The organism is Xanthomonas sp. NCPPB 2632 (assembly GCF_041228075.2).
In the GTDB taxonomy this organism is placed as follows: domain Bacteria; phylum Pseudomonadota; class Gammaproteobacteria; order Xanthomonadales; family Rhodanobacteraceae; genus Luteibacter.
The window spans coordinates 3,992,671-4,011,798 of sequence record NZ_CM192979.1 but is presented as its reverse complement, the minus strand read 5'-3'; the positions used below and the strand labels follow the sequence as shown (position 1 = coordinate 4,011,798).

At 65.6% G+C, this 19,128-nt stretch carries 18 protein-coding genes; 4 read left to right on the top strand and 14 right to left on the bottom strand.

Annotated features, from left to right (window positions below; genetic code table 11):
- Positions 1-35: 35 nt before the first annotated feature.
- The 9 genes from AB8808_RS17210 to AB8808_RS17170 form a co-directional block, all read right to left on the bottom strand.
- A complete protein-coding gene (locus AB8808_RS17210; RefSeq protein WP_369930778.1) occupies positions 36-437 on the bottom strand; it encodes a GtrA family protein in 402 nt (133 codons plus the stop codon).
- On the bottom strand, positions 434-1,726 hold the full coding sequence (locus AB8808_RS17205; protein WP_369930777.1) for an NAD(P)/FAD-dependent oxidoreductase: 1,293 nt from the start codon (positions 1,724-1,726) through the stop codon (positions 434-436). Before AB8808_RS17205 ends, AB8808_RS17210 begins: the two co-directional genes overlap by 4 nt.
- Positions 1,727-1,751: 25 nt before the next feature.
- Entirely contained in the window at positions 1,752-2,696 is a 945-nt protein-coding gene (locus AB8808_RS17200; protein WP_369930776.1) for an NAD-dependent epimerase/dehydratase family protein, read from the bottom strand.
- A 2-nt stretch (positions 2,697-2,698) separates the two neighbouring features.
- The gene (locus tag AB8808_RS17195) at positions 2,699-3,436 is read right to left on the bottom strand and encodes an SDR family oxidoreductase (RefSeq protein WP_285405835.1); all 738 of its coding nucleotides are present in this window, start codon (positions 3,434-3,436) and stop codon (positions 2,699-2,701) included.
- Positions 3,437-3,439: 3 nt separating this feature from the next.
- On the bottom strand, positions 3,440-4,927 hold the full coding sequence (locus AB8808_RS17190) for a hypothetical protein (RefSeq protein ID WP_369930775.1): 1,488 nt from the start codon (positions 4,925-4,927) through the stop codon (positions 3,440-3,442).
- A 263-nt stretch (positions 4,928-5,190) separates the two neighbouring features.
- Complete coding sequence (locus tag AB8808_RS17185) at positions 5,191-6,495, bottom strand: FAD-binding oxidoreductase (RefSeq protein ID WP_369930774.1); 1,305 nt, start codon at positions 6,493-6,495, stop codon at positions 5,191-5,193.
- On the bottom strand, positions 6,495-7,931 hold the full coding sequence (locus AB8808_RS17180) for a UbiA family prenyltransferase (RefSeq protein WP_369930773.1): 1,437 nt from the start codon (positions 7,929-7,931) through the stop codon (positions 6,495-6,497). Before AB8808_RS17180 ends, AB8808_RS17185 begins: the two co-directional genes overlap by 1 nt.
- 93 nt (positions 7,932-8,024) lie before the next feature.
- The gene (locus AB8808_RS17175; RefSeq protein WP_369930772.1) at positions 8,025-8,966 is read right to left on the bottom strand and encodes an electron transfer flavoprotein subunit alpha/FixB family protein; all 942 of its coding nucleotides are present in this window, start codon (positions 8,964-8,966) and stop codon (positions 8,025-8,027) included.
- 21 nt (positions 8,967-8,987) lie between these two features.
- Positions 8,988-9,734 (bottom strand): electron transfer flavoprotein subunit beta/FixA family protein, encoded by a 747-nt coding sequence (locus tag AB8808_RS17170; protein WP_369930771.1) that lies wholly within the window; start codon positions 9,732-9,734, stop codon positions 8,988-8,990.
- A 172-nt stretch (positions 9,735-9,906) separates the two neighbouring features.
- Here AB8808_RS17170 and AB8808_RS17165 point away from each other — a divergent pair, with 172 nt between their 5' ends.
- Both AB8808_RS17165 and AB8808_RS17160 read left to right on the top strand, forming a co-directional pair.
- Positions 9,907-10,914, top strand: a complete 1,008-nt coding sequence (locus AB8808_RS17165; RefSeq protein WP_369930770.1) for a glycosyltransferase family 2 protein — start codon at positions 9,907-9,909, stop codon at positions 10,912-10,914.
- Between the two features lie 8 nt (positions 10,915-10,922).
- Positions 10,923-11,855 carry a glycosyltransferase family 2 protein gene (locus AB8808_RS17160; RefSeq protein ID WP_369930769.1) on the top strand — a complete coding sequence of 311 codons (933 nt, stop codon included), beginning with the start codon at positions 10,923-10,925 and terminating at the stop codon, positions 11,853-11,855.
- A 19-nt stretch (positions 11,856-11,874) separates the two neighbouring features.
- On the opposite strand, the gene AB8808_RS17155 is transcribed toward AB8808_RS17160, so the two are convergent.
- Complete coding sequence (locus AB8808_RS17155) at positions 11,875-13,482, bottom strand: electron transfer flavoprotein-ubiquinone oxidoreductase (protein ID WP_369930768.1); 1,608 nt, start codon at positions 13,480-13,482, stop codon at positions 11,875-11,877.
- A 160-nt stretch (positions 13,483-13,642) separates the two neighbouring features.
- Here AB8808_RS17155 and AB8808_RS17150 point away from each other — a divergent pair, with 160 nt between their 5' ends.
- Both AB8808_RS17150 and AB8808_RS17145 read left to right on the top strand, forming a co-directional pair.
- On the top strand, positions 13,643-15,043 hold the full coding sequence (locus AB8808_RS17150; protein ID WP_369930767.1) for an amidase: 1,401 nt from the start codon (positions 13,643-13,645) through the stop codon (positions 15,041-15,043).
- A 38-nt stretch (positions 15,044-15,081) separates the two neighbouring features.
- Positions 15,082-15,651, top strand: coding sequence for an alpha-ketoglutarate-dependent dioxygenase AlkB family protein (locus AB8808_RS17145; RefSeq protein WP_369930766.1), 570 nt, complete (start codon positions 15,082-15,084; stop codon positions 15,649-15,651).
- Here the strand turns inward: AB8808_RS17145 and AB8808_RS17140 are convergent.
- The 4 genes from AB8808_RS17140 to AB8808_RS17125 are packed head-to-tail and all read right to left on the bottom strand — an operon-like array spanning position 15,599 to position 19,082.
- A complete protein-coding gene (locus AB8808_RS17140; RefSeq protein ID WP_369930765.1) occupies positions 15,599-16,219 on the bottom strand; it encodes an ABC-type transport auxiliary lipoprotein family protein in 621 nt (206 codons plus the stop codon). The two genes, AB8808_RS17145 and AB8808_RS17140, sit on opposite strands and share 53 nt — an antisense overlap.
- Positions 16,216-17,154, bottom strand: coding sequence for an MlaD family protein (locus tag AB8808_RS17135; protein ID WP_285405825.1), 939 nt, complete (start codon positions 17,152-17,154; stop codon positions 16,216-16,218). Before AB8808_RS17135 ends, AB8808_RS17140 begins: the two co-directional genes overlap by 4 nt.
- 3 nt (positions 17,155-17,157) lie before the next feature.
- Positions 17,158-17,943 carry an ABC transporter ATP-binding protein gene (locus tag AB8808_RS17130; RefSeq protein ID WP_369930764.1) on the bottom strand — a complete coding sequence of 262 codons (786 nt, stop codon included), beginning with the start codon at positions 17,941-17,943 and terminating at the stop codon, positions 17,158-17,160.
- A complete protein-coding gene (locus AB8808_RS17125; protein ID WP_369930763.1) occupies positions 17,940-19,082 on the bottom strand; it encodes an MlaE family ABC transporter permease in 1,143 nt (380 codons plus the stop codon). The genes AB8808_RS17130 and AB8808_RS17125 overlap by 4 nt, the downstream gene beginning before the upstream one ends.
- Between the last annotated feature and the right edge of the window lie 46 nt (positions 19,083-19,128).

Genomic DNA, 19,128 nt, shown 5'->3' with positions numbered 1-19,128 from the left:
CGCAAGCCTCCCGGGGGTGCCCGGGAGGCGCCCGTTCAGCGAAACGACCAGCGTTTGTGGCCGATGTAGCTGGTCAATACAGGGATCATGACGCCGATGGCATGGGCGATATTATGGACATAGCTGGTGACGCCCATGGCGGGCAGGGCGTAGTCGGCCATTAGAATGCTGATAGCCCACGTCTGGGCGACTGCTATAAGGTTGACTAGAAAGAAGAACATGGCGGAGCGGGCGGTCGATTGCTGTCCACGGCCGAAGACGAAAGTTCGCGTCAACACGAACGCCGTGATCATGCCAACGACATAGGCAAGGATCACAGCGGCCGAGAAACCCATCCACTGGTTGAAAAAGATCCGCGAGACAAAATTAACGACGGCAGAGGTACCGCCGGCCAGGACGAAGCGCACTAATCGGTGGCCGGCGAGACGCTTGATCATCCGGTAACCTCGCGCGCGAGCATTCGTCCGAAATCGATGCTCTCCGAGATACCGCGATCCTCCGGATAGTAATGGGACGTGTCCGCGGCCCATAGGCCAGCCACGGGCAGTTGGCGTGGTGGGATGCACTCTAAGTAGCCGGGAGGACAGATTGGCTGTGCATAACGATAGCGGTGCGCGCGAATGTCAATGAAATCGTCATCGACCAGCTCCGGATTGATCTGCCTGATGTATCGTCGGACCTTGTCGATGAAGATTTCGTCCGAATCCTGGTATTTGGGGTGTTCGCCGGGCATATAGAACGGAACATATACGACGTGCTCTGCCAGTGGCCTCAGGTTCGTGTATTCCACCAGGCCTGGGATATCCATGTCGTCATCGTTGATGTTCAGCCAGAAGTTCTCAGTCACTTTCTTTTTGAGCTTGGCGATCACGCATACCACCGCGACGTTCTTTAATGCCCTGAACTTCCTCAACAGTTCTTGCGGAAGATCGGGTATCAGACGCGGAACGAACGGCAAAGGGATGGTGCTGACAACCTTGTCGAAAGCCTCGAAACCGGCGGCTGTTTCCACTCCCGATACCTTGTTATGCTCGATCAGCACCTTGCTGGCTGGCATGCAGAGGCGGAACTCTCCGCCGTTCGCCTCGATCCACGCCTTCATACCGTGCAGTAGCGTTTCCGAGCCCCCCTCGAGGTACCCCAGCTTCTCGCGAGAAAGATCGTAGCGCGAATTGCCGATCCGGCGAATGCGGCTCCATATCCAAGCCGCGGATAGGTTGTCGCTGTATTCGTAGAACTTGTAGTCAAATAGGCGCTGCCAGAGCACGCGGTAGGCCTCGGTACCGACCCACCGTCGTATCCAGTCCGTTGCTTCGACATTGTCCAGCGAACGCCAGTCCTTTCGCTTAGTCGACATGAAGGCATGCAGGCCATAGCGGAACTTGGCGACAAGGCTCAAGCCTTTGAACTTCAGCAGTGCGACCGGATTGCCCCACGCCTGCAAGCGTTTGCCGTACCAGTATCCCATCCGGGTCTCGGTCCAGCGCATGCGGTCGGCGAGCCCGAGTTCGTCAAGCATCCTCAGGAAACCGCTGTCTGAGATGCAATGGAAGTGATAATACCGCTCGATCTTCAGTCCGGAAAAATCAAACGAAGCGGTCATGCCACCCACGCGATCGTCGGCTTCAAAAATTACGGGACGGTGTCCGTCCCTAGCCAGCTGGTAGGCCACGGCGAGTCCCATCGGGCCTGCGCCGATAACGGCGACTCGTTGCGTATTCGTCATATGATGCATTCCGGTGATAGGTCGTTTAGCGCCTCAGCACAATGTCCGAATACCGCGAATCGCAATAACTTTCCTTCACGGCTTCGGCAAACGGCGTCTGCTTCACTCCGAACATGGCTACGGTATCGACGCCCTTGAAGTCGTCACCCGCGCTGAGCGCCTTCAGCTGGCTTTCGGTAAACGGCGGCTTGCCGCTGAAAAGGCCGTAAACGCGAAGCAGCATTCCGAACAACCCGTAGGGGATGTGCAATATGAAAGTCTTCAGGCCCTTGGCCTTCTTGATCGTATGGATGATGTCCACGTAGTCGATGCGTGTATCGCCGACCACGTCGTACACCTCGCCATTGCGCTCGCGCACGATGCAGTCGGCGATGCAACGGCAGAAGTCGCGCTCGTAGAGCGGCTGGCGCATGTAGCGGCCATCGCCGGGGATCGGGAACACGGGCGTCTTGGCCATGAAGCGCGACAGCCAGCCAAAATGTTTCGGATCGAACCAGCCGAACATCAGGGTGGGGCGCAGCACGGTATGGCGGATGCCCGACTCCACCACCAGTTTCTCCTGAGCCTTCTTGGTGTTGGTGTAGTCGTCGTTGGCGACCGATACCACCACCGAGGAGCTGATATGCACCATGTAGGGCACGTTATGGCGCTTGAACGCGTCCAGCACCACGCGTGTGGCATCGATGTTGTTGCGAACGAATTCCTCGGTGAACTTGCTGGTGATCTGCGCATGCAGCTGCACGACGCACGACGCACCGGCAAAGGCCTGTTCCCACGGGCCAGGCACCGCCACGTCGGCCTCGATCGTCACCACGTCCGGATGCAGGTCGCGCAGGATGCCCATGTTGTAGGCGTGCTTGTCGATCGCCACCAGCTGGGTGAAACCCTGGCTTTTCAGTTCGACGATGAGGTTCTGGCCGACCAGACCGGCCGCGCCCGTGATGACGATCTTGCTGTGCTTGTCTGCCATGGTCAGAGGCTGAGCCGCTTGAAGAGGAATTCGGGGATGCAGCGGATGATGGTCATGATGCCGAACCAGAACCACGGCAGGTAAGCCACGGCACGGCCCTTGTCCACGGCGGAGACGATGCCCTCGGCGACGGCCTCCGGCTTGGCCCAGAGGGCACCCTTCTTGAACTCGCGGGTCATCGGCGTGTCGACGAAGCCCGGCTTGATCGTGATGACGGCCACCCCGTGCTTCGCCATGCGCTGGCGCAAACCGCTGAGGAAGGCACTGACCGCGGCCTTGGCCGAACCGTACAGATAGTTGCTGGCGCGGCCCCGGTCGCCAGCCACCGACGAGATTACGGCGATGCTGCCGCGGCCGGCCGTCTGCATGCGGTTCGCGACCAGGGTCAGCAGGGCGATGGTGGACGTGCCGTTGGTGGCGAACTCCGCCAGGGCGGTCTCCACGGAGGCCTCGCAGGCCTTCTGATCGGGCAGCGTGCCGTGTGCGATCAGCACTACGTCGACCTCACCCAGCGCCGCCCAGGCCGCGTCGAGAGCGGCGCCGTGGGCGGCAAGATCGTTGATCTCCAGCTCGGCGCGTGTGACCTCGGGGGCGCCGCGGACCAGCAGGTCGTCGGCAATGGCATCCAGCCGCGCCCGGTTGCGGGCAACGAGATGGAGCCTTGCACCTCGTTCGGCGTACAGGCGGGCGGTGGCTTCGGCGATCGCCGAGGTCGCGCCGATAATCAGGACTCGCTGCATGTGTTACTCCGAATACGCGAAAGAGGCGCCCGTGGGCATGGCGCAGATGCGCAGGGAGGTGGTTGTCCAGCCGGCATGATCCACCCGCGGGTCGTCTACGAAGCCGCTGAAAGCGGGCCCGTCGACGCCATCGCCACGCTCCCGGGCCGCCTTTGGCCGGACCAGCGCCCAACCGACGATTATATCGTGCTCGTCCACGACCAGGGCCGCTCCGTCGGACGATTGGCTGAACGCGGTCTTCAGATGCCCATCGATACGGCGCTGCGGACGGCCCGAGGCGAGGACCTGTGACGTTTCGATACCGGCCTGGCACCCGTCAGTGGGCGCGCGTCTGCCCAGCCACCCTATCGCCGCCAGCAGATGGTTCCTCCCGAAGGCGGGGAGACGGGCCTTACCTGCCCTCTTGGCGACGTCGAGCACATGCGCCGTCTGTTCGGGCGGATACAACGGCGCGATGGCAGACGGATCGTTCATCTGCGTGGCGAGGGCCAGGGCGCCCAGATCACGCGAATAGAGGGTGGACGCCTGATTGCGGATGGCCCTGAGTTGCCAGGACATGAGACCGAGGAGCACCAGGGTGGCCGCCAGGGGAAGAGCACGCACGATGCGATCGCCTAGGGCAGGCGCCACCATGACCAGGCTCGCCAGCCAGGCCAGTCCACCCATCGTGGTGTATCGGCTGACGAACGCGCCGGCAAGCCCGTAAGGCAGGGGGAGACGGCCCAACGACGTTCCGAAGGCGCTGACGGCCACATAGGCCACCACGGCCACCATGGCCAACGACATCGGGTGGGTGCGGCGCGTGCGCCATGCCGTGGGCACGAACGCCAAGGTGCCCAGCAGCAGCAGCGCTGCGGCGATTTCCGTGATTCCAATGGCCCAGTTTGTCCTGCCGAATGCAAACCAGAGCGGACCGCCGACATAGCGCAGCACGAAGTGGACGACGTCCATCGGCCGATCCATCAGGACCGCCAGCATCGGCACATGCGTCTGTCCGCCGCTGAACCCCTGCCGGAACAGCAGCACGGCAAGTACGGTCGTCAACGCTGTGCCCGCCAGCCAGCGGGGGCCCAGACCCACGCAGGCACCGAGGACGAGCAGGATCGGCAGGGCAAAAATGCCGTTTGCCATCGCACCCAGTGCCAGCGCAGCACATGCCGTTGCTGCCGGTGCAAGATAACCGCGTGTCGGTTCCGACGCAGCGCGCGCCGAGAGGTAGAACGCGGACAGGGGCAGCCAGGCGACGAGGAAGAACTGCACCTGGAAAGCCCAGGTGAAGTTCTCGCGTTGTGACCAAAAAAACGTGCCGCCAAGAAGAAGGGCGCAAAGGGCTTTGCATGCCGCGGGTGTCAGTGCGTCCGATGAGCGCCTGGCAGCCTGGATGAAGATCGTCGCGATACCGGCCGTGATGGCCAGGCCTGCGGCGATCGGCAGGATGCCCCGCGCCCCGAACCAGGCAATATCGGCGTAGAAGAAGGGTCGCGACAGCACGATCCGGTGCTCGGCATGCCCATCCAGCCATGGCAACCAGCCGCCTTCCCTGGCTTGCAGGAAGAATCCGATGTACCCGTCCCACATGTCCCACCACGGTACGGGCGAATAGGCCCGAATGACGCCGATCAGGGTATACAGCACCATCACCAGGGCCAGGACAGTGGCCGCCGTCGCCCAATGCGGGCTCGTGAGGCGACGGCGGTGGGGCGGATCAGGCGGGGAGGCGAACGAAGCGTTCACTCCGTGCCACGCATCCCCCCTCATGCCGAAACACGCCGCCAGAAGCTGGACGACACACCGGGATCGACGAACGCCGAGAACGCCTCGTGCGCCGGAAAGTACGCCCGGAAATGGGTGGCCGACATCCGCGCGTCCTTGGCCGGATACACCGCGCCGCCCTTGTCCGCGACGATCGCGTCCAGGCGGTCGAGCAGCGAGAACACGCCCGCGCCGTCGTTCGGAAAATCCAGGGCCAGCGTCGTGCCTTGCCGCGAGAACGACAACATACCGGGCGAAGGCCGGTCGCCGAACTGCTTGAGCACGGCCAGGAACGAACCGCCACCGGCATCGGCGATCGTCTTCACCAGTTCGAACATGGTCGCTTCCGCGGCGGCGGGCGGCACCACGCACTGGTACTGCAGGAAGCCACGCGGGCCGTACATGCGGTTCCAGTGGGCAATGCTGTCCAGCGGGTAGAAGAACGGCTGGTAGTGCGTGGTCGCGTGCGCCACGCGTTGCCGCTGGCGGTGGTAATACAACTGGTTGAACGCCCGCAGGCTGAGCGAATTGACCAAGCTGACCGGCGGCGTCAGCGGCATGGCGAGGCGTCGCGACGACGGCGCCGGGCGCTGGTCCGGCCGCGACGGCGCATGGTTGGCCCGGCTGAACAGGCCGCGGCCAAGCGCCTTGCCCTTCGCCGCGCAGTCGATCCACGACACGGTGTATTCGTAGTCCCGGTCGGAGGCCTGCGACAGTTCGAAGAAGCCGGCCAGGCTTTCGAAGCGGTGGCTCTCCGTCGACATCCACGGCCCGGCGATGCGGCGCAACTGGATCGTGGCACGGATGATGACGCCGGTCAGGCCCAGACCACCCACGGTGGCCGCGAACCAGTCCGCGTTTTCGGTGGGCGAGCAGACCCGCCGTGAGCCGTCCGTACGCAGTAGCTCGAAGGCCAGCACATGGTGGCCGAACGTGCCTGCGCGATGGTGGTTCTTCCCATGCACGTCGTTGGCGATGGCGCCGCCGACGGTCACGAAGCGGGTGCCCGGGGTGACCGGCAGGAACCAGCCCTGGGGCACCACCAGGTCGAGGATGTCGGCAAACAGCACGCCGGCCTCGCAGGTCAGCACGCCGGTGGCCGGATCGAACGCGATGAAGTGGTCCAGGCCTCGCGCCGCCAGCAGCACGCCGCCGTCGTTGAGGCAGCTGTCGCCGTAGCTGCGTGCGTTGCCCAGGGCCAGCACGGGTAGGGCACTGGGCGGCAGGGGAGCATGCCGATCGCTCAGGGCGATCACTTTTTCCGTGGTAACGGGGTAACGGCCCCAGGAGCGTCCGTCGCGGGCCATCAGACGGCCGCTGCGACGATCACCGCCGCGATCACGCCGAGGATCTGGCTGGTGCGGTCCATCACGGCGAAGACCACCGGGTCGTCATGCATGATGCCGCGGTGCGCAATCGCCCAGGTGCGGCTGATCCAGTAAAGCAGCAGCGGGCACAGCATCCACAAATAATGCGGGTGGTCGTACAGCGACATGCTGGCCGTGCTGTCCACGTAGAGTGCCAGCACCAGCACGGCAAGGTAGCCGCTGGAGCCGCCCAGGGACTGGATCAGCGGAATGTCCTCGACATCGTAGCCACGCCCGCTGGCCTTCACCTGGCCCTTCTTCTGCAACGCCAGCAGCTCGGTGTAGCGCTTGACCATCGCCAGGCTGAGGAAGATGAACATCGAGAAGGCCAGCAGCCAGAACGACGGCTTGGTGTGGATCGCGGCCGTGCCGGCGAGGATGCGTGTCGTATAAAGCGTGGCCAGTACCACCACGTCGAGCATCATGATCCGCTTCAACCGGATCGAGTAGGCGGTGGTGAGGATGTAGTAACCCAGCAGCACACCGACGAACTGGTGCGAGACGAAGAAGGCCAGGCCGAAACCGGCGATCAGCAGCAGCACCGCGGCGATGGGGCCGGCGATCAGCGGCAGCGTGCCTGCCGCGAACGGGCGGTTGCGCTTGCGGTGGTGCTGGCGGTCCGACGGCAGGTCGAGCAGGTCGTTGGTCAGGTAGACGCTGGAGGCGCACAGGCCGAAGCAGACGAAGGCCAGCAAGGACGCGGCGACGCGATCGAGTTCCAGCACGCGATGCGAGGCCAGCAACGGCAGGAAGACCAGCACGTTCTTGATCCACTGGTGCACGCGCAGGGCTTTCGCCCAAGCCTTGATGCCCCCACTGCGCACCGTGAAGCGTTTTTCCACCGGGGCGACGCGTGCCGCGGCCTTCGATAGGGTCTCGCCCCGTTCCACGACGAGCGCAGCATGGGCGTGCTTCCACACGGCGAGATCTACGGGTGCGTTACCGATGTAATCGAAGGCTTTCTCGCCGAAGCGCTCCACCAGCGCCTTCGCCTTGTTGACCCCCGACAGGTTGATCTGGCCATCGCTAGCGATGACTTCGTCGAACACGGCGGCGTGGGACGCAACGGCCCTAGCGAGCGTTACGTCCGACGCCGTACACAGCACCACGTGACGATGGGCGCGTTGCCCATGCAGCCAGTCGAGCAACTCGTGGTTGTAGGGCAGAACGACCGGGTTCAACTGCACGCGCTGCGCGATTTTTCGCTTCAGATGTGCCTTGCCGCGAAGCAGCCATCCCAGCATGAAGAAAAGGGTCAGCGGATGCTGCGCGAGTAGCGCCAGCGCCGACTCGATCAGCAAATCGGAGCGGATCAGCGTGCCGTCCAGGTCGACGCAAAGCGGGATGCCCGTCTTTGCAGCGTTTTCCACCGCCATGTCCGGCATTGCTAGTCCCTGAATCAGAAAAATGGCCGCGGCGGACGCCGCGGCCTTGAACGTGACGGCCCGGGCGCCTGCCCGGGCCATGGGTCAGCCGAGGGCGGCTTCCAGCTCGGGCAGGATCTTGAACAGATCGCCGACCAAGCCGATGTCTGCAATCTCGAAGATCGGCGCCTCGCCGTCCTTGTTGATGGCGACGATGGTACCCGCGTCCTTGATGCCCGTCAGGTGCTGGATGGCGCCGGAGATGCCGATGGCGATGTACAGCTCCGGCGCGATGATCTTGCCGGTCTGGCCGACCTGCATCTCGTTGGGCACGTAGCCTGCATCGACCGCCGCGCGCGAAGCGCCCACGGCCGCGCCGATCTTGTCGGCGAAGGCGTAGACGATCTCGAAGTTTTCCTTCGAGCCCACGCCACGGCCCCCGGAAACCACCTTGGCGGCACCCTGCAGGTCCGGACGGTCGCTTTTGCCTTGCTGCAGCCCGACAAAGCGGGTGTGCGAGGGCAGTGTGGCCTCGACGGTCAGCGCCTCGACCGGGGCCGACCCGTTGGCGGCGGCGGCGGGCCACGACGCGGTGCGGATGGTGGCGACCACCGTAGAGGCGGCATCCACTTCCACGGTAACGATGGCGTTGCCGGCGTAGATGGGGCGCTTGAAGCTGTGCGGCCCCTCCACGGTCATCACGTCGCTGACCTGGGACACGCCCAGCAGGGCGGCCACGCGCGGCGCCAGATCCTTGCCGAAGGTGGTCGAGGGCAGGAACACGTGGCTGTAGCCCGCGGCGGCCTTGGCGATCTGCGGTGCGAGCACGGCGGCCAGCGCGTGGGTGTTCTCGGCGCGGGCCACGGTCAGCACCTTGCTGACGCCGTCGATCTTCGCCGCCTCGGCGGCAACCGCGTCGGGGGCGTCGGACAGCACGATGACGTCGATGGTGTCGGGCTTCACGGCCGAGGCGGCACTGACGGCGCGGGCGGTAGCACCGTTCAGCTTGCCGTCGAGATGTTCGGCGATAACGAGGATCTTGGACATGGGGTTCTCCGGTCGGCTGCCTTACAGCAGGCCCTTCTGTTTGAGGGCCGCGACGAGTTCGGCGGCGTCCTTCACCATGACACCCTTGCTGCGCTTGGCCGGGGCGGCGTAGTGCGTGGTCTTGATGTGGTCTGCCGTATCAACGCCCAGCGAGCCCAGCTCGATCACGTCGATGGGCTTGGACTTGGCTTTCATGATGTCGGGCAGCTTGATGAAGCGCGGTTCGTTGAGGCGCAGGTCCGTGGTGATCACCGCGGGCAGGTCGGCCTCGATGGTCTCCAGGCCGGCGTCGACCTCACGCGTGACCGTGGCCTTGCCGTCGGCGATCTCGACCTTGCCGGCGAAGGTGGCCTGCGGACGGTCCCACAGGGCCGCCAGCATCTGGCCGGTCTGGTTGGCGTCGTCGTCGATAGCCTGCTTGCCCAAGATGACCAGCCCCGGCTGCTCCTTCTCGATCAGCTTGAGGAAGGTGCGGGCGGCGGTCAGCGGCGCGATGGCCTCCGCGGTCTGGACGTGGATGGCGCGGTTGGCGCCCATGGCCAGGCCGTTGCGCAGGTGAGCGGTCAGGTCGGCCGGGCCGATGCCCACCACGATCACTTCATCGGCGACGCCCTTCTCGCGCAGGCGCAGGGCCTCTTCCAGGGCGATGTCGTCGAACGGGTTGGCGGAGAGCTTCACGCCGTCGGTCACGACGCCCGTGCCGTCCGGCTTGACCTGAATGCGGACGTTGTAGTCCACGACGCGCTTGTAGCCGACCAGAATCTTCATTCGGGGTTCCTGTGCGTAGGGGCGGCCGTCGTTGCGGTCGCCTCGGGTTGACTCCGTATTCTATCCAAACTTCAAACTGGCGTTTGGGATGGGTTGGATGAGCACTGGCCCATTTCGGCCTCGGAACGAAATCTGTGATAATTCAAAGCTATCCGACGGATTGACCTATTCGATGACTGATGTTCCACCCATCGCGCTACGCAATTTGAAGACAAGCGTGGTCATCTGCACCTGCAACGGTGCTTCCTACGTCGTCGAGCAGTTCCAGAGCATCCTGGGCCAGAGTCGCATCCCCGACGAGATCATCCTGGGGGATGACGCTTCTACCGACGAGACATGGAGCCTGGTCCAAGCGTTCGTCGCTCAGGCACGTAGTCGGGGCATTGCCATAAGCGCTACGCGGAACGCGGAACGTCTCGGCTACGTGGGCAATTTTTCCCGTGCGCTGTCTCGTGTGTCAGGGCAGGTGGTTTTCCTATGTGACCAGGACGACGCATGGCATCCCGACAAGATCGCTACCATGCTTGGAGACTTCGAGCGGGACGATGGGCTTACGTTTCTGCATTCAGACGCGCGACTTGTCGACCGGGAAGGTAATGATCTGGGATACGGATTGTTCGACGCTTTGGAGGTAACTCGGCGGGAGCGAACTGGTATCCGGCAGGGTAATGCTTTCGCGGTATATCTCCGCCGCAACCTCGCGACGGGCGCAGCGTCGGCGTTTCGTAGCTCGCTGCTTGAACTGGCATTGCCACTTCCTCCCGACTGGGTACATGACGCGTGGCTGGCTACGCTCGCCGCCGCTTCGGGCCGCTTGGCGGTAATCGACGATGCCCTGGTCGACTACCGCCAACACGGTGCAAACCAGATTGGTATCGCCAGGAGAACAGCAAAGCGGAGGCTTTCGGATATGTTTCGTTCGCGCAGCGAAGCGATTCGCAAGGATGCAGAACGAATGGACGTACTTATTAATCGCTTGCGAGCCGGTAACGTTCCGGTTGCCCGTATTGCTCTTGCAGAGGCCATGCGTGCGCATTTGCGGGTACGGCTTGTGTTGTCCGCAAGGCCGCTGGTTTCGAGATTGCCCAGCGTGGCCCGTGAGTGGGTTTCGGGACGATACGCGCGCTTCGGTACCGGTGCGAGGTCTGCCATACGTGATCTCCTAAGGGTCGGAGGATGAAGTCGGACATGACTAGAGACTCCCGGCATGTCGCCATCCTCCTGGCCACTTACAACGGCACCCGCCACCTCGCCGAGCAACTCGACTCCATCGTTGCCCAGACCCATACGGACTGGACGATCCACGCCTCCGACGACGGCTCCACCGACGCGACCCTCGCCCTCCTGCTGACCTATCGCGAGCGGCTCGGCGCGGAGCGCATGGTGCTCTGGCAGGGCCCCTGCGCCGGATACTCGCGCAATTTCATGTCGATGCTGCATCGCGATGGCATCGAGGGCGACTACGTGGCGTTCAGCGACCAGGACGACATATGGGATGCGCACAAGCTGGAGACCGCGCTTCGCGCGCTCGCCGCGGTGCCGCCGGACAAACCGGCCCTGTACGGCGGCCGTTCGCGGCTGATCGACGAGGCGGGCCGGCCGTTTGGCCTCTCGCCCTTGTTCGCACGCCGCCCCTCGTTCGCCAATGCCCTGGTGCAAAGCCTTGCTGGCGGCAACACCATGCTGCTCAACCGTCGCGCGCGTGACCTGACGTGTCGCGCACCGGCGTCCGCCCGCGTGGTCTCGCACGACTGGTGGGCGTACCTGGTGGTCTCGGGTGCCGGAGGCAGGGTGGTCTACGACCGAGAGCCGACGCTGGGTTATCGCCAGCATGCCGAGAACATCATCGGTTCGAATGCCGGACTGGGCGCTCGCCTGCGCCGCATGGCCGACATGGTGGGTGGCCGTCATCGCGAGTGGAACGAAGCCAACGTGGCCCTGCTGTCGAACATGCGCGATGCGCTGGGCGATGACGAACGCGCGCGCTTCGACCATTTCACGCGGGGCCGCGCCACCTGGTTGCTGCCGCGCCTGTGGCACTTCGCGTGCGCCGGCCTTTATCGGCAGACCGCCATCGGCAATGCGGGGCTGCTGCTGGCCGCGGTGCTGGGCCGGCTGTGAGCCGGCCCCCGCGTGAGCGCTACAGGTTCTGGTAGTTCGGGCCCGAGCCGCCTTCCGGCGTGACCCACGTGATGATCTCGTACGGGTCCTTGATGTCGCACGTCTTGCAGTGCACGCAGTTGGCCGAGTTGATCTGCAGGCGGCGCCCGCCTTCGTCCTGCACCATCTCGTAGACGCCGGCCGGGCAGAACCGTTCGCACGGGTTGCCGTATTCCGTCGTGCAGCGATCCACGCAGATGGACGTATCCAGCACCTTCAGGTGCACCGGCTGGTCCTCGTCGTGCTCGGTGGCCGCGAAATACACGCTGGCCAGGCGATCGCGCGGGGGCAAGGTGCGGTCGACATAATCCTTCTTCGGTGCCTCGTACTCGCCCAGCTTCTGCAGCGCCGACCAGTCGGCGTGGTTCTTCAGTGTCCAGGGCGAGCGGCCGCCGGTCACGGTTTCCCACGCGGCATTGATCAATCCCCACCACAGCCCCTTGTTGAAACCGGGTCGGATATTGCGGACCTTCTTCAACTCGCTCATGACGGCGGAATCGCGCAGCTTCGCGTCCCAGCCGGCCGGGCTGAGCGCATTGCCCAGGAGATGTTCGGCCGCGAGCATGCCGGAGGCGATTGCCTGGTGCGTGCCCTTGATCTTCGGGACGTTGACCAGTCCGGCAGAGTCGCCGATGAGCACGGCGCCCGGCATCTCCACCTTCGGCAGCGACTGGAAGCCGCCCTCGACGATGGCGCGCGCGCCGGCGGAGACGATGGTGCCGCCGTCGAGCAGGCCCTTGACGTTCGTGTGGTGCTTGAACTGCTGGAATGCCTCGAACGGCGAGAACATGGGGTCCGGATAGTCCAGGCCGGCGACGAAGCCGATCGCCACCCGGTCGTTTTCCATGTGGTAGAGGAAGCTGCCGCCGTAGGTGTCGTTGGCCAGCGGCCAGCCGGCGGTATGCACCACCTTGCCGGGTTGGCCGCGACCGGGTGGCAGCTGCCACAGCTCCTTGATGCCGATGCCGTAGGTCTGCGGGTCGCTGTCCTTGTCCAGGGCGAACTGCCGGACCAACGATTTGGTGATGTGTCCGCGGCAGCCTTCGGCCAGCACGGTGACCTTCGCGCGGATGTCGATGCCCTCGGTGTAGCCGGGCTTGTGCTTGCCGTCGCGCGCCACGCCCATGTCGCCGATGCGCACACCGGCCACCGCGCCAGCGTCGTCGAACAGGGCCTCCGCCGCCGCGTAACCGGGGAACACGTCGACGCCCAGCGCTTCGGCCTGCGGGGCCAGCCACGCGCAGAGCGCGCCCAGGCTGACGATCACGTTGCCGTGGTTGTTCATCTGCGGCGGCGTGACCGGGAGTTTCGTGCCGGAGGCGTGATCGCGCAACAGCCAGAATTCGTCGGTGGTCACCGGCACGCAGATGGGCGGCGGCGCCGTGCGCCAATCCGGCAGCAACCGATCCAGCGGCCCGGTTTCGATCACGGCGCCGGACAGGATCTGGGCACCGATCGTCGAGGCTTTTTCGATGACGCAGACCGACGTGTCGGGGTTGAGTTGTTTCGCACGCATCGCGAACGCCAGGCCGGCGGGGCCGGCCCCGACGACGACGATGTCGTATTCCATGGTCTCGCGGTCGCTCATGGCTGGCTCACTCGAACTCGGCTGGCGGGGTGGCTGACCCATCATTGTCAGGCTTCGTCGCAAGGGGGGCAAATCGCCGTTTCAAACGTCCTCACGCGACAGGGCCTTGCATGACGTTCACATATCGCGTTCATAATCGTGCCAAGCGCCAGGAGATTTCATGAATACGATGCCGCCGGTGGCCGACACCGACATGCGCCGCGCCACGCTCTTGCAGATACTGCATTGGCTGGCTATCGGCAGGGTGCAACCGCAAGCCCTGTCCGATGTCTACCAGAACGCCATCGAGCGCCTCAATCCGCGCCTGAATGCGTTCGTCGATTACAGCGTCTCGCTGATCCAGGAACAGGCCCTGGCTGCGGATCGCCGCCGCCGCGACGGCGTCATCGGTCGCCTGGACGGCATCCCGATCGCGATCAAGGACAACTTCGACGTGGCCGGCGTGCCTACGCGTGCCGGCATGCGGCGGCGCAGCGTCGTGCCCGACGAAGATGCGCACGTGGTGGCGCGCCTGCGCGCGTCGGGCGCCGTGCTGCTGGGCAAGACCAACATGGACGAGGGCGCGCTGGGCCTGACGACCAACAATCCCGTGCATGGCGCGACGCACAACCCGCACCGGCTCGGTTACACCGCGGGCGGTTCGTCCGGCGGTGCGGCGGCGGCCGTGGCCTCGGGCATGGCGGTGGCCGCCATCGGTTCGGACAGCCTCGGTTCCATCCGCGTGCCGGCCAGCTATTGCGGCATCTATGCGCTGAAGCCGACCCACGGCGAGATCTCGGCGCGGGGCCTGGTACCGGCGGCGCGTCGCCTCGACGCGGTGGGCCTGCTGGCGCGCGGGGTAGACGACCTTACCGTGCTACTGCAGACGTTGGCCGGCTACGACGCGGACGATCCGCGCTCGCGCCGCCGTCGCGTGGCGTTCTCGCCACCGGATTGGGAGCCGGGCAACCTGCGCGCGGGTTTCCTGCCCGACCTGGCCGCCATCGGCGTCGGGCGGGACGTGATCGACGTGTTCGAAGCGGCCCTGGCGCGCCTGCAGGGCGAACTGGGCGAGCGCCGCCAGGTCGATTTCTCGGACTGGGATTTTGCCCGGACGCGGCGGGCGGGCCTGCTGCTGATGGAAGCGGAGATGATCCATACCTTCGCCGCGGAACTGGCCGACGAGGCCTATCCGGTATCGGCGGGCTTCCGTGACATGGTCGGCTTCGCCACCCGCAAGTCGGCCGCCGACTATGCCGCCGCCGATGGCGTGCTGGATGCGGCCACGCTGAAGATGCGCCGCCTGTTCGCGCAAGTGGATGTACTGGTGTTGCCGACCACGCCGCAGGGTGCCTTCCCGCTCGATGGCCCGGTACCTGCTTCACAGGCCGACCTGTGTGGCTTTGCCAGCCTGGCGGGCTGTCCGGCGGTCAGTATTCCCATGGGCACCCTGGCCAACGGCATGCCGATCGGCATGCAGCTGGTGGGCGCGCGTGGCTCGGACCTGCGCCTGCTGGAACTGGCGGCGGTGTGTGCTTCGTCGCTCGATGCGGAGCCCGCCTATCCGGTGGAGCCCGCCTGACTTCCGCCTGGCAGCCGGTCGATCTGCCGGGTGCCGAGGTGGATCTCGCGCCGGCATGGCTGCCGCGCGATGAAGCGGATGCGCTGCTGGCGTCGCTGCTCGCCACCTTGCCGTGGGAAGTCCATCGCATCCGCATGTTCGGGCGTCAGGTGGACTCGCCTCGCCTGAGTGCGTGGATCGGTGACACCGACGCCGCCTATCGTTATTCGGGCACCCGCTTCGTTCCGCATCCGTGGCCGGAGTCACTGCACGCGCTGCGGGACCGCGTGGCGGCCGCATGCGGTACTTCCTTCAACAGTGTGCTGGCCAACCTCTACCGTAACGGTGCCGACCGGATGGGCTGGCACAGCGATGACGAACCGGAGCTCGGCCCCGAGCCGATCATCGCGTCGGTGAGCCTGGGCGCGCCACGGACGTTTCGTTTTCGCCCCAGGGCAGGTGGCCCGGCCGTGGCGGTGGACCTGCCGCACGGCAGCCTGTTGCGCATGGCCGGTGCGACGCAGCGCTTGTACAAGCATGAGTTGCCGCCCCGGAAACGCGTGGATGCGCCACGGATCAACCTGACGTTTCGCCATGTGGCACCGCGTGCTCCAGGGTCCAGGCGGTGACCTGGCGGGCCAGGGTGTCCATCGCCCGGCCGAACGCCTCGACCACCTGCGGTACGGCCTTGCCGTCGACCGGCTCGCGCACCTCGAAGCGGCGCGCGCCGACCATCTGGTGCTTGCGCGTGCCAGCGAGGATGGCATCGAAACGGATCACCACGGTCGGCTTGCCGTCGATGTACTCGGTCTGGAACGCGGCCAGGCTGCCATCCAGCTCGTAGTCGGCGCCGAGATTGCCGTCGTCGGTGCCGATGGCGCGCACGCGGCCGGTATCGCGGAAGGCATCGGCAAGCCGGTCGCGCACGAGGTGCGGCACGCTGTCGGCCCAGCGCGCGCCGGCGTAGACACTGATGGTATTGGCTTCGGGCACTACGGCGATGCGTGCGCTGTCGAGCGCGCGCGGTGCGGTGGGAGTGGCGATGCGTAACGTCCAGGCCACGCTCGTCGTGGTGGCCGGACGCGCCGCCGGTGCCGCGGGCAGCAGGTAGATACGGGGTGATTCGGCCTTGGGCAGGATCGAGCAGCCGGCCAGCAAGGCAAGGCATAGCGGAACGGCGAAGCGGGCCAGTCTCATGGCGTGAACTCCCTGGTCTTCTCGCGGCCGAGCAGGTAGCCGCTGGGGTTTTCGTCGAGGCGCCGGGTGATCGACCGCAGCGAGCCCAGGGTGTCGCGCAGCTCGTGAAGTGCGGGTGCCAGATCGCCCAGGCTGGCGGCACCGCCGTTGATCGCGTCGGCATTGTCGTTGAGCAGGCGATCGACCGATGCCGTGGCGCGTTCCAGCGACGCCATCGCCCGCTGCGCGCTTTCCAGCGTGGCCTTGCCCTGCGTGTCGATCAGGCCGTTGGCGTTGTGTACCAGGGCGCGGCTTTCCGCCAGCGTGTCGTCGGCCTGTCGGGTCACGCTCACCAGTTGCCTTATCAGCACGCGGATGTCCTCCCGCTCGTCGGCGATCACGGCCGTGGTCTTGTCGAGATGGTCGAGCGTGTTCTGCACCCGCTGCACGTTATCTTTCGACAGCAGTTCGTTGGCCTTCGCGGCGGCCTGGCTGATATTGGTCATCAGGTCTTCGCCATTGGCCAGCAAGCGTGCGAACGGCGACGGGTCGGCGACGATCACCGGCACCTGGCCGTCGTGCCCCACCATCAGCGGGCTACCCGGCGAGCCGCCGGACAACTGGATGATGGCGACGCCGGTGACACCGGTGAGGGCAAGCTTGGCGTGGGTATCCTTGCGCAGCGGCGTGTCGCCGGAAAGGCGCACACGGGCCAGCACACGACGCGGGTCTTCGGGGTCCAGCCGCAGCTGGGTGACGTCGCCCAGCCGGATGCCGTTGTACTGCACGGTGCCGCCCTTCGACAGGCCGGTCACGGCTTCGTTGAAAACGATGTCGTAGTAGTTCCATTCCTGGTCGGAATGCGCCCTGGCCAGCCACACGCCGAAGGCCAGGCCGAAGAGGACGACCAGGACCGCGAACAGTCCGATCAGTACGTGGTGGGCACGGGTTTCCATGGTTCATTCCTTGCCGCGGTGGGCGGCGAGCGTGGCGGCACGGCCGCGCGGTCCGTTGAAGTACGCCTGCACCCAGGCATCGTCGGTACGCGCGACCTCGTCGATGGGCGCGGCGGCCAGCACGCGCCGTTGCGACAGCACGGCAACGCGGTCGCATGTGGAATACAACGTATCCAGATCGTGGGTCACGAGGAACACCGTCAACCCCAGCGCATCCCGCAGGGTGACGATCAGGCTGTCGAACGCGGCCGCGCTGATCGGGTCCAGCCCGGCGGTGGGTTCGTCGAGGAAGAGGATCTCCGGGTCGAGCGCCAGCGCACGTGCCAGGGCCGCGCGCTTGACCATGCCGCCGGACAGCTGCGAGGGGTACTTGCGCCCCGCGTCCGCGGGCAGGCCGGACAGCGCCAGCTTCACGCCGGCAAGCCGTTGCGCGTCGCCGCGAGCCAGGCCGGCATGTTCGATCAGGGGCAGCGCGATGTTCTCGGCCACGGTCAGCGACGAGAACAGGGCGCCGCTCTGGAACAGCACGCCGAAGCGGCGCTCCACGCGCGAGCGTAGTTCGTCGGACAACGCCAGCAGGTTTTCGCCGAAGACGCGTACCTCGCCGGCCACCGGTCGCACTAGTCCGACGATGGTGCGCAGCAGTACCGACTTGCCGGTCCCCGAGCCGCCGACGATGCCGATGATTTCACCGCGGTAGACGTCGAGGTCCAGGTCCTCGTGGACGGTCTGCGCGCCGAAGCGGTTGACCAGCCCGCGCACGGCGATCACGGTCTCCTTGGCGCTCACCAGCCCATCTCCATATAGAAGAGGGCGGCCAGCGCATCCAGCAGGATCACCACGAAGATGGACTGCACCACCGCCGAGGTGGTGTGCTCGCCCACCGACTGCGCGCTGCCGCTCACCTTGAAACCTTCCATGCATCCGATGACGCCGATCATGAAAGCGAACAGGGGCGCCTTGACGATGCCCACCAGGAACTGGCCGAGCGAGATATCCGACTGGAACATCGACAGGAACATCGAGGGCGACATCTTCAGCACCGCCATGCAGACCACGCCGCCACCGGCGATGCCCGCGATCATCGCGATGAAGGTAAGCAGGGGCAGGGCGACCAGTAGCGCCAGCACCCGCGGCAGCACCAGCAGTTCCATCGGATCGAGGCCCAACGTGCGGATGGCGTCGATCTCCTCGCGAGCCTTCATCGAGCCGATCTGCGCGGTGAAGGCACTGGCGGTGCGACCTGCGAGCAGGATGGCGGTAAGCAACACGCCGAATTCCCGCAGGAAGGCGAAACCGATCAGGTCGACGGTGAAGACGCTGGCGCCGTAACTGGCCAGCGCCGTGGACCCGAGGAAGGCGACCACCGCACCGACCATGAAGGAGAGCAGGGCGAGGATGGGTACCGCATCCAGGCCGGTCTGTTCGATATGCGACACCAGGGACGTGACGCGCCAGCGCCGGGGCCGCCATGCCGTGGCGAGAAAGCCCTGCAGGGTGATGCCGATGAACGCCAGCAAGGTCGCCGTCTGTTTCCAGATGCCTTCCAGCGCGCGGCCGATCCGCTCCAGCATGACCACGAAGCCGGCGTCACGTTTTCGCTTCGTGCCGGTGCAGTAGGTGTCCATGGCGTCGCCGACGGTTTTCAGCAGGGCCCGGCGGGCGGCGGGCAGGGCATCGTCCTGGGCGAGTTGCCGCGTGCGTGCGCTGCCCAGCAACTCGGCGACGACGAAGGCGCCCGATGTATCCATCGCGCCGAGCCGGTGGGTATCGACCACGGTGTCGCCGTCGATCGCACCGGCCAGTTGGCCGGCGCGATGCTGCAGGTCCGTGTAGTGGGCGAGTGTCCAGTCGCCTGCGAGCATCAGCCGCTGGCCCGAGGCGTCGCGGGTAAGGGTGGCCGAGCCGGGGTGGGATGCCGATGCCATGGGCGGAACACTAGCAGGAGGCGGCGCCCTCGCGGCGATCATGCTG

Coding starts and splice junctions, on each gene's coding strand:
- AB8808_RS17210 (WP_369930778.1), bottom strand. CDS start 437: ATGATCAAGCGTCTCGCCGGCCACCGATTAGTGCGCTTCGTCCTGGCC.
- AB8808_RS17205 (WP_369930777.1), bottom strand. CDS start 1,726: ATGACGAATACGCAACGAGTCGCCGTTATCGGCGCAGGCCCGATGGGA.
- AB8808_RS17200 (WP_369930776.1), bottom strand. CDS start 2,696: ATGGCAGACAAGCACAGCAAGATCGTCATCACGGGCGCGGCCGGTCTG.
- AB8808_RS17195 (WP_285405835.1), bottom strand. CDS start 3,436: ATGCAGCGAGTCCTGATTATCGGCGCGACCTCGGCGATCGCCGAAGCC.
- AB8808_RS17185 (WP_369930774.1), bottom strand. CDS start 6,495: ATGGCCCGCGACGGACGCTCCTGGGGCCGTTACCCCGTTACCACGGAA.
- AB8808_RS17180 (WP_369930773.1), bottom strand. CDS start 7,931: ATGGCGGTGGAAAACGCTGCAAAGACGGGCATCCCGCTTTGCGTCGAC.
- AB8808_RS17175 (WP_369930772.1), bottom strand. CDS start 8,966: ATGTCCAAGATCCTCGTTATCGCCGAACATCTCGACGGCAAGCTGAAC.
- AB8808_RS17170 (WP_369930771.1), bottom strand. CDS start 9,734: ATGAAGATTCTGGTCGGCTACAAGCGCGTCGTGGACTACAACGTCCGC.
- AB8808_RS17165 (WP_369930770.1), top strand. CDS start 9,907: ATGACTGATGTTCCACCCATCGCGCTACGCAATTTGAAGACAAGCGTG.
- AB8808_RS17160 (WP_369930769.1), top strand. CDS start 10,923: ATGACTAGAGACTCCCGGCATGTCGCCATCCTCCTGGCCACTTACAAC.
- AB8808_RS17155 (WP_369930768.1), bottom strand. CDS start 13,482: ATGAGCGACCGCGAGACCATGGAATACGACATCGTCGTCGTCGGGGCC.
- AB8808_RS17150 (WP_369930767.1), top strand. CDS start 13,643: ATGAATACGATGCCGCCGGTGGCCGACACCGACATGCGCCGCGCCACG.
- AB8808_RS17140 (WP_369930765.1), bottom strand. CDS start 16,219: ATGAGACTGGCCCGCTTCGCCGTTCCGCTATGCCTTGCCTTGCTGGCC.
- AB8808_RS17135 (WP_285405825.1), bottom strand. CDS start 17,154: ATGGAAACCCGTGCCCACCACGTACTGATCGGACTGTTCGCGGTCCTG.
- AB8808_RS17125 (WP_369930763.1), bottom strand. CDS start 19,082: ATGGCATCGGCATCCCACCCCGGCTCGGCCACCCTTACCCGCGACGCC.